Genomic DNA, 14,948 nt, shown 5'->3' with positions numbered 1-14,948 from the left:
ATGAATAGTAGTACCGTCATTTACAATTCCTTACCACAAAGATTGATTAAGTAACAAACCAATCTGTCCATGAAATTTAGCTCATAAAACTTATATTTTATCAATAAATATAGCCTAAGGTAAAAAATTAATTTTCGATTGTTTTCAGCTGTTTACGAATCCTTTGTAAAACGATAATTAAAGGTAGTACTAACACTATCAGTACCGTTCCCAAACCAATAAAAGTCGAATTGAAGCCAAAACTGTCAATCAGCCAACCAACAATCGGAAAAATGATAATCATGCTTAAACTGAACATCATTGAAGTAACGCTTAACATGGTCGCTCTGACTGAGTTTGGTAAATACTGTTGCAAATCATTGTAAAAAATTGGTTGATACATGGCATACAAAGCGTTTGTCGCTAAATAAACAAGGATATACATAAATGGAGTTTCCAAAAACGACAGAGTATAAGCTCCCCCTGTTAAACTGACAACTACTGGAAAAATCCGAAAAGAATGCCATGTTTTCCCAATCTTACTGGCAATAGAAACTGCCAAAATATTTAAGACGCTGCCAATTAACATAACTGTCGAAATTTGCCATCCAGCTAAATCTGGTAATTGTTTTTGATAGTAAAAATAAAACATACACATCATTGTTCCAACGAATTGGAAAATCATCATCCACGCAAAAAGACTCGGACTACTTTTCATTTCTTCTTTTACCGTCAGGATTATTTTCTTCATCGTAACCACTTTATCTGTTTGCCTTTTAAGCCTTGGTTCCTTTATGAACCAAATCAAGATTAAAACAACACCTGAGACTGCAATCATGATATAATAAGTCACATACAGATATCCATGTACAAATAATCCAGCCAATACCGTCCCTAAAGAAATCGCTGCTTCTGAAACACCTGATATCAAACTTGATAGTTTCAAATAACAATCTTTTAAGCCCGCTTCTACTGCAGAATCATATAAAAGTGCAGAGCTCGTTCCTGAATCAAAATTATAAGACAAAGCATTGAAAATCATTGCCAGAGCATAAATCCAAAAGTTCCCCTGCCCTGTCAACATCAAAATAGATGACAAAATACTTGTTAAACGGCTGATATACAGATTAGTCTTATAAGAAAACCTGTCTGCTAACATACCTGACGGAATTTCAAAAATGATCCCAGTTGCATGAAAAATACTCTCTAACAGACCAATTTGCAGTAAAGACATCCTGTTTTGGCTGAGAAATAAAATCCAAAAACTTGTAATACCTAAAAATCCTAGAAACTCCACTCCAGCCATGAGAGGAATATTTCTTTTGTAACTTCTCCTAAACATAAACATATTTTTTCCTTGAATAAGAAGAAACTGAACATTTCATCTCATTTTCTTACTTAGTCGTTTTCCATATATTTTATTTCTAAAAAAACGCCAACAGGCGTTTTTACATTTCTTAAGGTTCAATTCTGTGAAGCATACGTGGAAACGGAATGGCTTCACGAATGTGTTTCGTTCCTGCGACAAATGTCACCATTCTCTCCAAACCAAGTCCAAATCCAGCATGAGGAACCGAACCATATTTACGCAAATCAAGGTAAAAGGCATAATCATCAGGATTGAGACCGTTTTCCTTAATCTTCATTAGTAGTTTTTCATAATTTTCTTCACGGGCTGAACCACCAATAATTTCACCATAACCTTCTGGCGCCAAAAGGTCTGCACAAAGCACACGTTCTTCGTTTCCGGGCACAGGTTTCATGTAGAAAGCCTTGAAGCTGGCAGGGTAGTTCACGACGAAAGTTGGTATACCAAAATAGTTTGAAATCCACGTTTCATGTGGTGACCCAAAATCATCTCCGCGTTCAATATGCTCGTATTCTGCATCTTCATCATTTTCATGTTCTTGCAAAAGGTCAATTACTTCATCGTAAGAAATGCGTTTGAATGGTTCAGTTGCATATTTTTTAAGCAAATCTGTATCGCGTTCCAACATTTCAAGTGCATGTGGTGCACGATCCAAAACTCCTTGAATCAGAGCCTTCACATAAGCCTCTTGAAGATCAAGCGATTCTTCATGTGTAACAAATGGATATTCTGCATCCATCATCCAGAATTCTGTCAAATGGCGACGTGTTTTGGATTTTTCAGCACGAAAAACAGGGCCGAAATCAAATACACGACCAAGTGCCATGGCACCCGCCTCTAAGTAAAGCTGTCCAGATTGACTTAAAAAGGCAGGAGTTCCAAAATAATCTGTTTCAAAAAGCTCTGTCGAATCTTCCGCTGCATTCCCTGATAAAATCGGACTATCAAATTTGATAAAGCCGTTCCGGTCAAAGAACTCATAGGAAGCATAGATAATCGCGTTGCGAATCTGCATAATTGCCATTTGCTTGCGCGACCGAAGCCATAAGTGACGGTGATCCATCAAAAAGTCTGTTCCGTGTTCTTTCGGTGTAATTGGGTAATCAACCGATGTAGCAATAATTTCAAGGTCAGTGATATCAAGTTCATAACCAAATTTTGAACGTTCATCTTCTTTGACAATACCAGTCACATAGACTGAAGTCTCTTGACTGATATGCTTAATTGTATTGAATTTTTCAAGCCCAGCTTCTTCACCAAATTTTTCAAGAAAGTTCGGTTTAAAAGCTACACCTTGAAAAAAGGCAGAGCCATCACGCAATTGGAGAAAGGCAATCTTTCCTTTTCCTGATTTGTTGGCAACCCAAGCACCGATAGTGACTTCTTCACCAATATGCTTTGGGACGTCAATAATGCTTACTAATTCTCTAGACATTAATTCATTTCTCTTTTCTTTTATTTTTTATGATAAACAGCCTCAATATTGCTTCCATCTGGATTAATGATATAAGCTTAAGCCGCATAATAGCCAGGATGATAGTGGCTACGTTCACCGGGAGCACCATTATCTTTGCCACCAGCTGCCAAGGCTGCTTGATAGAAGTTATCAATTTCCTGAGGATTTTGAGCATTGAAGACAAAATGCTCAAGCTCTTGCTGACCAATATTCAACCAAAAATCACCGGTAGGATCCGCATTTTTTGGCTCTGAGAAACTTGCTACCCACTCGTTATCAAATTGAAGACGATAATTTAAAGGAGCTAAAGCTGCTTGATAAAAGAGTTTGCTAGCTTCTAAATCCTTTCCTTTGATACCAAAATGAGCAATCATTTTTATTTCTCCATGAAAGTTCTAATGCGACGAACAGCTTCTTTCAGAGTAGCCATATCTGTCGCATAGCTGAGACGAACATTCTCTGGTGCACCAAAGCCAGCACCCGTGACCAATGCAACACCTACTTCTTCTAGGATAACTGTTGTAAACTCTGTTACATCTGTATAGCCTTTCATTTCCATTGCTTTTTTAACATTTGGAAAAAGGTAAAAAGCTCCCTGAGGTTTTACAACATCAAATCCTGGTACTTCGGAAAGCAAAGGGTAAATGGTATTAAGACGTTCTTCAAAGGCTTGTCGCATGATTTCAACAGTATCTTGAGGACCAGTTAAAGCTTCAATAGCAGCATACTGTGTTGCAGTCGTAGGATTTGAAGTTGTTTGTCCAGCAATCTTGCTCATGGCTGCAATAATATCAGGATCTCCAACAGCATAACCAAGCCGCCAGCCTGTCATTGAATACGACTTAGACACGCCATTGATCACAATTGTTTGCTTGCGGATCGCTTCAGATAGACTCGAAATTGGTGTGAATTCATTTCCATTGTAAACCAAACGACCATAAATATCATCTGCCAAAATGAGAATGTCGTGCTCTACAGCCCAATTACCTATCGCCAACAACTCCTTAGCTGTATAAATCATTCCCGTTGGATTGGAAGGAGAATTGAGCACAAAAACTTTCGTTTTCTCTGTCCGTGCAGCCTCTAATTGCTCAACAGTCACTTTGAAATGATTTGCTTCTGTCGCTTGAACAAAAACTGGTATCCCTTCTGCCATCTTAATCTGATCACCATAACTAACCCAACACGGGGTCGGAATAATTGCCTCATCGCCCGGATTGATGACACTCATAAAAAAAGTATAAAGGGAGAACTTTGCCCCCGTCGCAACAGTCACTTGATTTGGTTTAATCGTATAACCATAGTATTTTGCAAAATAAGCTACAATTGCTTCCTTTAATTCAGGAAGACCACTAGTAACCGTATAAAAGCTAGCTCTACCGTCTCTTATTGCAGAGATAGCTGCATCTTGAATATTCTTCGGAGTTGGAAAATCTGGCTCTCCCAAAGTCAGCGAAAGGATATCGCGTCCTTGTGCTTTTAAAGCTTTTGCACGCGCTGCTGCTGCTAGTGTCACGCTCTCTTCCATATTTAAAACGCGATTTGATAATATCATAGTCCCTCCTTACTGAGTAACCTTCCAGTTTCAAATTCAACATTGTAATAAGTTGTTCCAGATTTGATTTCCCAAATTGGTTGCTCTTTGATATAGCCAAATGTTACTTTATCAATTTGTTTGGCCCCATTATCTTTAGCGATTTTTTCTGCTTTCTCTTGACTAATTCCTTTAGACAACTCATAAGTATAGATTTTATCACTATCAGCTTCTATCAAAACAGCAAGCTGTGTCTTTTTGCGATTCTTCCCCAAAAGACTATAATAACTCTTTTTGCCATTATAGATAGCAAAGCGATCCACTTTATCCAAATCTGCGTATTGGCGAGCGATTTTACTAGCCGTTTCCTTAGCGGATTGATAAGGAGTCATCGATAGATTTAAAATGTAAAGAAAAGAAAAAGTGAGAACAGCTAAAACTATCACGCTTCCGATAATATATTGCCATATAACGAAAATTTTATCATTTTTTCTTCTATTTTTCACTCGTCTATTATACTATAAATAAGGATTTTTTTCTATCTTTTTCTAAAAATTGATTTTATTACTACTTATTGGTAAAATACAGATATGGATAAACTAACAAAACTTTTACAAGAAAATCGTCTTGATTTAAAAACAATGATTGTTTTAAATAAAGCAATTCGTACAATTCGACATTTTGAAAACCAAGCAGCAAAACAACATAACCTTACTCCCACTCAATTTTCCGTCTTAGAAACTCTTTATAGCAAAGGAAACTTACGCATTCAAGACTTAATTGATAAAATGCTTGCTACATCTGGAAATATGACCGTTGTTATTAAAAATATGATACGAAATGGCTGGATTTTTCGGACCTGTGACCCATCTGATCGACGTTCATTTTTAGTCGGATTGACCCCAGAAGGGCGTAGCAAAATTGAAGCAGTGCTTCCAGATCATATTCAAAATATCCAGCAAGGACTCAGCATTTTAACAGGGGAAGAGAAAGAAGATTTAATTCAGATTCTAAAAAAATTTAAAAATTTGAGCTAGTTTCTTGCTAACTAGTGATATTTGTTGTAACATGAACAGGTACAAAAGAAAAGGAGAATGACTTATATGTCTAAAAAAGTACTATTTATTGTCGGGTCTTTTCGTCAAGGCTCATTCAACCATCAATTAGCTGCTCAAGCTGAAAATATCCTTACTGACAAAGCTGAAGTTTCTTATCTTGATTTCAAAGATATTCCATTTTTCAACCAAGATATTGAAAGCCCAGCTCCTGCCGCTGTTGCCAAAGCTCGTGAAGAAATTCTTTCCGCTGACGCTATCTGGATTTTCTCCCCAACTTATAACTGGTCTATTCCAGGTGTTGTTAAGAATCTTCTGGATTGGTTATCACGTGCTCTTGATCTTTCAGATCCTACTGGACCTTCTGCTCTCAACGAAAAGCTTGTAACAGTTTCTTCTGTAGCAAATGGAACTTCTCCAGATGAAGTTTTCAAACATTATCGTAGCCTCCTTCCATTTATTCGCATGAATGTCGTTGAACCATTTACTGGTGTTGCTGTGAATCCAGAAGCTTGGGGAACAGGTCAACTCACAGTTTCTGAAGAAAAACAAGCTGAACTCGCAACCCAAGCTGAAGCTTTATTAGCAGCAATTAACTAAAAAGAATCCAAAACGGAATGACGTAAACGTATCATTCCGTTTTTTGCTTATTTTCCTTGACAAAAACATAAGTATCTATAGTAGATAAATCTTCTCGAAAAGCAAAGTCTGCAAATTGTAATTGCTTGATTTCCTCTTTCGTTGTTATTTGATTTTCAATTAAAGCAGTTAAAAATTGCCCCCTAGCCTTCTTAGAAATAGTTGAGTGAACTTTCAAACTTCCTTCTCTATCTTCTAAAAATTTAAACCGAAGCATCTTATCACGCACAGATTTGGAAAACACCGTCTCAAACTCACTTGATAACAGAGACAAAATCATTTCCTCACCTGAAATAGCTGCATCATAATCATTGCGCCAATAATTTTTCAAGCTTTTGCCAGAAATGGTACATTTCACTAAAAAATCCAATCGATGAGGTGAAATCAACGCCATAGCTGGCATAATACCATATAGACTAGAGGTAATGAGCAAATGATTGTCTATATACCTCAACTCTTTCTCCATTAAATCACTTCTTTTGATATTTCGATACATGAGACCATCAAATAAATGTAAAGCTGGGTAAGTAAGAGCTTGCTCATTTTTTAATTGTTGCAGATGAAGATGCTCCTCTTCTGCCCGCTCCAGATTAACATGATAAAGCTTCGCTAACTCTTCAATAGAATACTGTGACAGGCTAGCTACAATTGTTTTTGTTTGCTCTGAAAGAAAACACTTGCCATGCGGTTTAAGGCTAAGATTCATTTCCTTTGCAGTTGGAATTAAAATTTTCATAATCTTATTGTATCAAAAGTTATTTTGCAGAACAAATGATTTTTCTCTTGACACAAGACATTTATTATTATATAATCTGGTTATTAAGACTAGATTATGAAGAGGTGGATATTTTGAAAATCACACAATTCCCAACTTGGGAGGAATTACCTGACTTAGATCTCTATCTTGACCAAGTTCTTCTCTATGTGAATGGTGTAAACGAACAGGCGTTTCGTGGTACAGATAAATCTTTAACCGCTGCTATGGTTAATAACTATGTCAAACACGCTCACATTCCAAAACCAATTAAGAAGAAATATAATCGTATCCAGATTGCTCGATTGATTGTATTGACAACTTTGAAGCCTGTCTTTCCTATACCAGATATTATCAAAACGATTCAGCTTTTAGTAAACGAAAAGGATTCTGCTACTCTCTACAATGAATTTGTCTACTGTATGCGAGAGGAAAAAACAGATAATACTGCACCTGCTATTGAAGCAGCCTGTCAAACTGTAAAATTATTTCATCAAACGAAAGATCTTGCTTTATCCTTAGAAAGGAGGACAAAAGATGAACCAAACCCTTAAACTTAGCAAGCAGCTGAGTTTTGGTGAAGAAATCGCCAATGCCGTTACTCATGCTATTGGTGCTATCATCATGCTAATTTTACTTCCGATTTCTGCTATTTACAGCTATGAAGAACATGGTATGCTTGCTGCCGTCGGAGTTTCAATTTTTGTCATCAGTTTATTTCTGATGTTTCTTTCTTCAACCATTTACCACTCTATGAGCTATGGTTCTACACACAAGTATATCTTGCGAATCATTGATCATTCGATGATTTATATCGCTATCGCTGGAAGCTATACCCCCGTTGTATTGTCTCTTATGAATAACTGGTTAGGTTACCTTATCATTGGCATTCAATGGGGAAGCACCATTTTTGGTATTTTATATAAAATATTTGCTAAAAAAGTTAATGAAAAATTCAGTTTGGCACTGTATCTTATTATGGGATGGTTAGTGATTCTTATCGTTCCCCAAATCATTGGGCAAACAGGACCAGTCTTCTGGGGACTGATGCTGGCTGGAGGACTCTGCTATACTGTTGGTGCAGGATTTTATGCTAAGAAAAAGCCATATTTTCACATGATTTGGCATCTCTTCATCCTAGCAGCATCTGCACTTCAGTATCTTGCAATTGTATATTTTATGTAAGTAACTTTAAAGACAATTATTCTTTAAATATAGTGCAACAAAAAAACTCATAGCGTTTCATTGGTGTAAACTGTAAGTAACCACACAAACAGAACCCGAGGAAAAACTATGAGCTACTCCCATCTTACCATAACCGACCGAATAAAGATAGAAACCTACTTGGAATTAGGTTTAAAACCTTGCCAAATTGCAAGTAAACTTGGCGTCCATAAGTCTACCATTTCAAGAGAGTTAAGACGATGTCAAAATGGTTATTCTGCAGTCTTAGCACAGGAAGAGTACGACCGCAGGGCCAAACAAAAAGGTCGGAAGTCTCGTTTGACACCAAAGTTGAAAAAGGAAATTGAGAACGGTTTAAAATCCTCCTGGTCGCCTGAACAGATTTGTGGCCGCTATCAGCTTGAACAAAGGCCGATGGTAGCTTTTAAAACAATCTATAACTGGCTCTATGCTGGTTTGATTGATCTGGATTTGAGTGTCCTTCGTCGTAAAGGAAAAACTCGACAACCTAAAGAAACACGTGGAAGATTTAGGATTGGCACATTGATTGCCAAACGTCCTAAAGAGGTCCGGAATCGTGAAACTTTTGGCCACTGGGAGCTTGATACTGTGGTGTCTTCCAGAGGCAAAAGCAAGGGGTGTTTAGCGACTTTTCTAGAGAGAAAAACTCGTTTTTACTTAGCTTTCAAGATACCAGATAGAACAGCCAAAGCCATGTTTTCAGCCATCGAACAACTTTGTAGGCTATTTCCAAAAGAGGCTCTTAAAACCTTCACTTCAGACAGGGGAAAAGAGTTTGCCTGCTATCCTCTGGTAGAAAACTTAGGAATTTCCTTTTTCTTTGCGAACGCCTATTCATCCTGGCAGAGAGGAAGCAATGAAAACGCCAATGGCTTACTAAGAGAATATTTTCCAAAGAAAACAGATTTAGCCGCTATCTCTGATGTGGCTTTGAACAAGGCCTTATATGATATCAATCACCGACCACGAAAATGTTTAGCTTACAGAACGGCTTGTGAAGCTCTAGTGGATGAGTTCAAGTAAATGTTGCACTTATTCTTGCAATTTATCTTATAAAAAGAGCCAGGCTACTTTGAAAAGTAACTTGGCTTTTTGCAATAAATTATTTTGATTTGATATAATTAACACCATCTGCTTTTGGTGCAACAGCTTTTCCGAAGAAAGCCGCTAATACGACAATAGTTAGTACATACGGTGCAATTTGCAAATAAACTGCTGGTACGTGTGATAGGAATGGCAATTGACTTCCGATAACAGCTAAACTTTGTGACAGTCCAAAGAAGAGACTTGAAAACATAGCTCCAATTGGGTTCCATTTACCAAAAATCATAGCAGCCAGTGAGATAAAGCCTGGTCCGATAATCGTTGTTGCAGCAAAGTTTACTGAGATAGATTGAGCATAAATCGCACCGCCGACACCGCCAAGGAAACCTGAAATCATCACACCATAATAACGCATGAGATAAACATTGATTCCCAATGTATCAGCCGCTTGTGGGTGCTCCCCTACAGAACGTAAACGCAGCCCAAATTTCGTCTTAAACATAATGAACCAAGCTAGAAAGGCAAATACTACTGCAATATACCCCATTAGACTGGTATGTTTGAAGAAAATATCTCCAATGACAGGAATATCTGATAATAGCGGAAAGTTAAATTTGCCAAATGATACTTGAATATTATTCGTTTGTCCTTTGTTATAGAAAGCTTTTACCAAGAAAATTGCTAAGGCAGGTGCCATCAAATTGAGCACTGTACCACTAACAACATGATCGGCTCGGAAATTAATCGTTGCAACAGCATGGATAAGAGAGAAAATCAATCCCACAATACCGCCAACCAAAAGTGCCAGCCACGGAGTTAAATTTCCAAAAGTATTGACAAAAGTAAGATTAAAGACAACTCCTGAAAAAGCCCCCATCACCATAATACCTTCGAGTCCGACATTGACAATTCCTGCATGCTCAGAATAAGCTCCACCAATACTTGTAAAAATCAAAGGTGCTGCATAAATCAGCATAGAGGAAACTAATAGACTTAACATCGTTACAAAATTCATCTTATTTTCCTCCCTTGGCTTTTGCTTGTTTTCTTGGTTTGATAAAGTGTTCAATGATATAATGAATACTTACGAAGAAAATAATAGACGCTGTTACAATATTTACCAACTCAGCCGGAATCGTTGCGGTATTCATACCTGGAGCACCGACTTGGAGCACTGCAAATAAGAAGGCTGCAAATGGAATACCAATTGGTGAATTGCTAGCTAATAAACTAACGGCCATACCATTAAATCCAACAGCAAGAGAACTTCCTTGTACATAGATGTTTTGGAATGTTCCTAGTCCTTCGACAACACCTCCGACACCAGCAAGCGCGCCTGAGATAATCATTGAAAGAATAATCGTTCTTTTAGCAGACATCCCTGCATACTCACTCGCATTTGGGTTTAGTCCGACAGAGCGGATTTCAAAGCCAAGTGTTGTTTTTTTCAACATAAACCAGATAAGAACAACTGCAATAATTGCAAAGAAGATTCCGATGTTCATCCGTGAATTGTTTGTCAACGCTCGCAACCACTCTGTTTGATAGGTTGCATTTGCTCCAACTTTAATACTTGAATCAATACTTTGCATGACACTCTTGGGGAAACTATGAATCATTGCATTTCCAACATAAAGAACAATGTAGTTCATCATGATCGTTACAATAACTTCACTCGTTCCTAAGTAAGCACGAAGAATACCAGGAATTGCTCCAATAATCCCACCGGCTACTGCTGCAATGACAACTGTCGCGAGAATCATAATCGGACGTGGAAGGTTCGGAAACGAAAGTGCAAACCAGCCGCTCAAAATCCAACCTGCTAAAGCTTGTCCAGGCAAACCAACATTAAAGAATCCAGCTCGACTTGCCACTGCAAATCCAAGAGCAATTAAAATAAGTGGACCCATTGCACGGAAAATTTCACCAATACTCCGAATAGTACCAAAAGCGGCTTTAAATAGTTCTTCATAGCCCCAGATGGCATCATATCCAAAAATCCACATGACAATGGCGCCCAGCAAAATCCCAAGAACAACGGAAATCAAAGGCACTGCAATTTGCTGTGTTTTCTTAGTCATTTGAATCTCCCTTCTTAATTTCACCACCAGCCATCAAGATACCTAACTCTTGCTTATTGGTTTCAGCAGGGGTTACAATGCCTTGAATTTTACCATCATGGATAACAGCGATACGATCTGAAACATTCAAAATTTCATCCAATTCAAAGCTGACAACAAGTACAGCTTTCCCCTTATCGCGCTCTTCAATCAAACGTTTGTGAATATATTCAATCGCCCCAACATCAAGTCCACGAGTTGGTTGACTAACGATTAAAAGATCTGGATTACGATCGATTTCACGAGCAATAATCGCTTTTTGCTGATTTCCTCCTGAAAGTGCAGATGCTGGAACAGTTTCACTTGCAGCACGAACATCAAATTCCTCCATTAATTTGCGTGCATAAGAAGTGATATTATTATAATTTAAAATGCCATTTTTGCTTAATGGCTCCTTGTAATAAGTTTGCAAAGCCATATTTTCAGACAGCATCATCTCCAGTACTAAGCCATCACGATGCCGATCTTCAGGAACGTGGCTGACTTGCATTTCGGTAATCTTCCTTGGAGATAGACCAACGACTTCTTCGCCTTTTATAGTAATACTTCCTGATTTTACTTTCCGAAGGCCTGTGATTGCTTGAATTAGCTCACTTTGTCCATTGCCATCAATCCCAGCAATTCCGACAATTTCACCAGCTCGCACATCCAAAGACAAATTTTTAACAGCAGGCACACCACGATTTTCATTAACGATCAAATCTTTAATGGATAGAATAACTTCCTTAGGGTCTGATGCTATTTTTTCTGTCGTAAAGGATACCGAACGCCCAACCATCATTTCAGCAAGATCTTTATTCGTTGCTCCACCAATCTCAACAGTTTGAATACTTTTACCACGACGGATAACGGTGACACGATCTGAAACAGCACGAATTTCATCCAATTTGTGCGTAATCAAAATGATGGATTTTCCTTCTTTAACTAGATTTTTCATGATATGCTCTAGTTCTTCAATTTCTGAAGGAGTTAACACTGCGGTTGGTTCGTCAAAAATCAGGATATCAGCGCCACGATACAAGGTCTTTAAGATTTCAACACGCTGTTGCGCACCAACTGAAATATCTTCGACTTTTGCTGTAGGATCTACAGCAAGACCATATTTTTCAGATAGCTCCGTGATATCTTTGATTGCTTTCCTAATGTCTAAAACACCATTTTTCGTCGTTTCACTCCCCAAAATAATGTTTTCAGCAACCGTAAAAGCCTCTACCAACATAAAATGTTGGTGAACCATCCCGATTCCTAAAGATGCTGATTTTGATGGAGAATCAATTGTTACTGACTTTCCATTCACAGTAATCTCACCACTTGTTGGCTCAAGCAAGCCCGCCAACATATTCATCAGAGTGGACTTCCCCGCTCCGTTTTCTCCTAAAAGTGCATGAATTTCACCACGTCTTAGATTAAGGTTAATTTTGTCATTTGCGACAAATTCACCAAAAATCTTGGTTATTTCATGCATTTCAATGACATTTTCATGTGCCATATGATTAAATTCCTTTCAGAAATTATTTTATTTCAGTAAAACTCACTAAAAGATTAGCCAGCTTTACTGAGACAAAAGCTGTCTCAATCTCAAAAAAGCGACCCACGAAGGTCGCTTCTTGAGTGTCAGATTACTTATCTGTAGGAACTTTAATACTTCCATCAAGGATTTTTGCTTTTGCATCTTCTACTGCTTTTTTAGCTTCAGCAGACAAATTCTTAGTTGTTAAATCTACACCTTTATCTTTCAAACCATAAGTTGTAGTTTTACCTCCAGGGAACTTCCCTTTTGCTGTTTTGTTAGCAATATCTTTTACAGTACCACCAACTTGTTTCAGAGTAGAAGCTAAAACAAAATTAGATTCTTTGCCATCTTTAGATTTGTATTTACCTTCTTCGTTTTGGTCACGGTCAACACCAATAACCCAAACTTTTTCAGATTCATTTCTAGTTTCATTGATGGATTTTGCTTCGTTGAATACACCTGCACCAGTACCACCGGCTACCTGGTAAACAATATCTGCACCAGCTGCATATTGAGCAGCTGCAATGGTTTTACCTTTTGCTGCATCACTAAAGCTTTCTGCATATTTCACATCAATCTTAATAGATGGATCAACAGATTTCACACCTGCTTCAAAACCTTTTTCAAAGCGAGTCAAAACAGCACCTTTAATACCACCAACAAAGCCAATTTTCTTGGTTTTAGTTGTTTTTGCTGCAGCCACACCTGCAAGGTAAGCAGCTTCATTATCAGCAAATAAAGCAGAAGCTACGTTCTTATGACCTTTAATCTCATCATCAATGATAACATAGTTCGTATCAGAATGATCCTTTGCTGCTGCTTCTACAGCGTTACGAAGAGCAAAACCAATACCAAAGACCAACTTGTAATTACCAGAAGCTGCCTGCTCAAGGTTAGTAGCATATTCTGATTCATTAGTAGATTGAAAATAAGTGAAGCCATGGTCTTTTGTCAAACCATTTTCTTTACCCCAAGCTTGCAAACCTTCCCAAGCTGATTGGTTAAACGATTTATCATCTACACCACCTGTATCTGTTACAATTGCAGCTTTCAAATCTGTCTTTGCATCTTTATTGCTTGATTTAGATGCACGGTTACCACATGCAGCAAGTCCGATTGCTGCGACAGCTACTAGACCAAGGCCTAGCCATTGTTTCTTGTTCATCTCTGAACCTCCTAAATAAGATGTGCAACAAAGTTGCAAAATTAACTTTGGTCAAATGACCATTTTTACCAACTACTCCAAGTTAGTAAAAGAATACGGAAGTAATTCCCTGACCGTCATCACGACCGTCGATTTATCTTTGGCAACAAGTGTTACCTTTAAATTCTGCGGAAAAAATTCTGCCATTACTTGACGACAAGCTCCACACGGAGAAACGGGCTTTTGAGTTTCACCATAAACGATTAATTCCTCAAACTCCGTAACACCTTCTGAAATAGCCTTAAATATGGCTGTCCGCTCACCGCAGTTCGTCAGACCAAAACTAGCATTTTCAATGTTTACGCCTGTAAAAATCTGACCATTTTTAGCTACTAGTACAGCGCCAATCGGAAAATGAGAATAAGGAACGTAAGCTTTTTTACTTGTCTCAATCGCTAGATCAATCAACTCAGTAGTCGCCACTAGCTTTTTCTCCTTTCATAATGGCTACACCAGAAGAAGCTCCGATACGCGTTGCGCCTGCTTCAATAAATGCAACTGCATCTTCATACGAACGAGCCCCACCTGAAGCTTTAACACCCATATCTGGACCTACTGTCTTTCTCATCAATGCTACATCATGAACAGTAGCTCCACCTGTTGAAAATCCAGTTGAAGTTTTTACAAAGTCTGCACCAGCTTTTTGGGCTAACTGACACGCTACAACTTTTTCTTCATCAGTTAACAAACAAGTTTCGATAATTACTTTTACAAGTGTGTCACCGCTCGCTTCCACAACAGCAGCAATATCTTCTTCTACCAACACCAGATTTTGAGATTTCAAAGCACCAATATTGATAACCATGTCTACTTCGTCTGCTCCGTTCTTAATGGCATCTTTTGCCTCAAAGGCTTTTACAGCAGGTGTATTTGCACCCAAAGGGAAACCAATAACAGTACAAACCTTAACATCTGTATCTCGTAATCCTTCTGCTGCAAAACTGACCCATGTTGGATTAACACAAACACTTACAAAATCATATTCTCTTGCTTCTTCAATCAATTTTTCAATTTGCTCTTGGTGAGCATCTGGCTTTAAAAGCGTATGATCTATATATTTATTTAACTTCATTTT

General features: G+C 38.0%; 17 protein-coding genes. 5 read left to right on the top strand and 12 right to left on the bottom strand.

Annotation, left to right across the window (positions count from 1 at the left end):
* Positions 1-127 precede the first annotated feature (127 nt).
* The 5 genes from HMPREF1514_RS02255 to HMPREF1514_RS02235 form a co-directional block, all read right to left on the bottom strand.
* Positions 128-1,321: an MFS transporter gene (locus HMPREF1514_RS02255; RefSeq protein ID WP_232216467.1), complete on the bottom strand. Its 1,194-nt coding sequence runs from the start codon at positions 1,319-1,321 to the stop codon at positions 128-130.
* A 115-nt stretch (positions 1,322-1,436) separates the two neighbouring features.
* Positions 1,437-2,783 carry an asparagine--tRNA ligase gene (asnS, locus tag HMPREF1514_RS02250; protein WP_037596959.1) on the bottom strand — a complete coding sequence of 449 codons (1,347 nt, stop codon included), beginning with the start codon at positions 2,781-2,783 and terminating at the stop codon, positions 1,437-1,439.
* Between the two features lie 77 nt (positions 2,784-2,860).
* Complete coding sequence (locus tag HMPREF1514_RS02245) at positions 2,861-3,178, bottom strand: VOC family protein (RefSeq protein ID WP_037596958.1); 318 nt, start codon at positions 3,176-3,178, stop codon at positions 2,861-2,863.
* A gap of 2 nt (positions 3,179-3,180) precedes the next feature.
* Positions 3,181-4,359, bottom strand: coding sequence for a pyridoxal phosphate-dependent aminotransferase (locus tag HMPREF1514_RS02240; RefSeq protein WP_037596957.1), 1,179 nt, complete (start codon positions 4,357-4,359; stop codon positions 3,181-3,183).
* On the bottom strand, positions 4,356-4,844 hold the full coding sequence (locus HMPREF1514_RS02235) for a cell wall elongation regulator TseB-like domain-containing protein (RefSeq protein WP_006267692.1): 489 nt from the start codon (positions 4,842-4,844) through the stop codon (positions 4,356-4,358). Before HMPREF1514_RS02235 ends, HMPREF1514_RS02240 begins: the two co-directional genes overlap by 4 nt.
* 84 nt (positions 4,845-4,928) lie before the next feature.
* Between HMPREF1514_RS02235 and HMPREF1514_RS02230 the strand changes: the two genes are divergently transcribed.
* Both HMPREF1514_RS02230 and HMPREF1514_RS02225 read left to right on the top strand, forming a co-directional pair.
* Positions 4,929-5,375 carry a MarR family winged helix-turn-helix transcriptional regulator gene (locus tag HMPREF1514_RS02230; protein WP_020997807.1) on the top strand — a complete coding sequence of 149 codons (447 nt, stop codon included), beginning with the start codon at positions 4,929-4,931 and terminating at the stop codon, positions 5,373-5,375.
* A 66-nt stretch (positions 5,376-5,441) separates the two neighbouring features.
* On the top strand, positions 5,442-5,993 hold the full coding sequence (locus HMPREF1514_RS02225; RefSeq protein ID WP_003068952.1) for an NADPH-dependent FMN reductase: 552 nt from the start codon (positions 5,442-5,444) through the stop codon (positions 5,991-5,993).
* A 31-nt stretch (positions 5,994-6,024) separates the two neighbouring features.
* On the opposite strand, the gene yaaA is transcribed toward HMPREF1514_RS02225, so the two are convergent.
* Positions 6,025-6,768, bottom strand: coding sequence for a peroxide stress protein YaaA (gene yaaA / locus HMPREF1514_RS02220; RefSeq protein WP_037596956.1), 744 nt, complete (start codon positions 6,766-6,768; stop codon positions 6,025-6,027).
* Between the two features lie 113 nt (positions 6,769-6,881).
* Between yaaA and HMPREF1514_RS02215 the strand changes: the two genes are divergently transcribed.
* The 3 genes from HMPREF1514_RS02215 (at position 6,882) to HMPREF1514_RS02205 (ending at position 9,015) form a co-directional block, all read left to right on the top strand.
* Positions 6,882-7,340, top strand: coding sequence for a DUF1836 domain-containing protein (locus tag HMPREF1514_RS02215; RefSeq protein WP_006267836.1), 459 nt, complete (start codon positions 6,882-6,884; stop codon positions 7,338-7,340).
* Entirely contained in the window at positions 7,324-7,971 is a 648-nt protein-coding gene (gene trhA / locus HMPREF1514_RS02210) for a PAQR family membrane homeostasis protein TrhA (protein ID WP_037596955.1), read from the top strand. Before HMPREF1514_RS02215 ends, trhA begins: the two co-directional genes overlap by 17 nt.
* A 108-nt stretch (positions 7,972-8,079) precedes the next feature.
* A complete protein-coding gene (locus HMPREF1514_RS02205) occupies positions 8,080-9,015 on the top strand; it encodes an IS30 family transposase (RefSeq protein ID WP_037596954.1) in 936 nt (311 codons plus the stop codon).
* A 79-nt stretch (positions 9,016-9,094) separates the two neighbouring features.
* Here HMPREF1514_RS02205 and HMPREF1514_RS02200 read toward each other — a convergent pair whose 3' ends face one another.
* From HMPREF1514_RS02200 to deoC, 6 genes are all read right to left on the bottom strand, one after another.
* Positions 9,095-10,051: an ABC transporter permease gene (locus HMPREF1514_RS02200; RefSeq protein ID WP_037596953.1), complete on the bottom strand. Its 957-nt coding sequence runs from the start codon at positions 10,049-10,051 to the stop codon at positions 9,095-9,097.
* Between the two features lies 1 nt (position 10,052).
* Positions 10,053-11,117, bottom strand: coding sequence for an ABC transporter permease (locus HMPREF1514_RS02195; RefSeq protein WP_037596951.1), 1,065 nt, complete (start codon positions 11,115-11,117; stop codon positions 10,053-10,055).
* The gene (locus HMPREF1514_RS02190) at positions 11,110-12,645 is read right to left on the bottom strand and encodes an ABC transporter ATP-binding protein (protein WP_006269415.1); all 1,536 of its coding nucleotides are present in this window, start codon (positions 12,643-12,645) and stop codon (positions 11,110-11,112) included. Before HMPREF1514_RS02190 ends, HMPREF1514_RS02195 begins: the two co-directional genes overlap by 8 nt.
* Before the next feature lie 130 nt (positions 12,646-12,775).
* Complete coding sequence (locus HMPREF1514_RS02185; protein ID WP_006269420.1) at positions 12,776-13,834, bottom strand: BMP family lipoprotein; 1,059 nt, start codon at positions 13,832-13,834, stop codon at positions 12,776-12,778.
* A 72-nt stretch (positions 13,835-13,906) separates the two neighbouring features.
* Complete coding sequence (locus HMPREF1514_RS02180; protein WP_003068929.1) at positions 13,907-14,296, bottom strand: cytidine deaminase; 390 nt, start codon at positions 14,294-14,296, stop codon at positions 13,907-13,909.
* Positions 14,283-14,945, bottom strand: coding sequence for a deoxyribose-phosphate aldolase (gene deoC, locus HMPREF1514_RS02175; RefSeq protein ID WP_037596950.1), 663 nt, complete (start codon positions 14,943-14,945; stop codon positions 14,283-14,285). Before deoC ends, HMPREF1514_RS02180 begins: the two co-directional genes overlap by 14 nt.
* Positions 14,946-14,948 lie beyond the last annotated feature (3 nt).

The organism is Streptococcus sp. AS20, from assembly GCF_000524255.1.
Classification (GTDB): Bacteria; Bacillota; Bacilli; order Lactobacillales; family Streptococcaceae; genus Streptococcus; species Streptococcus constellatus.
Note: the sequence above shows the minus strand (reverse complement) of the source record. Positions and strands in the feature narration are given on the sequence as shown.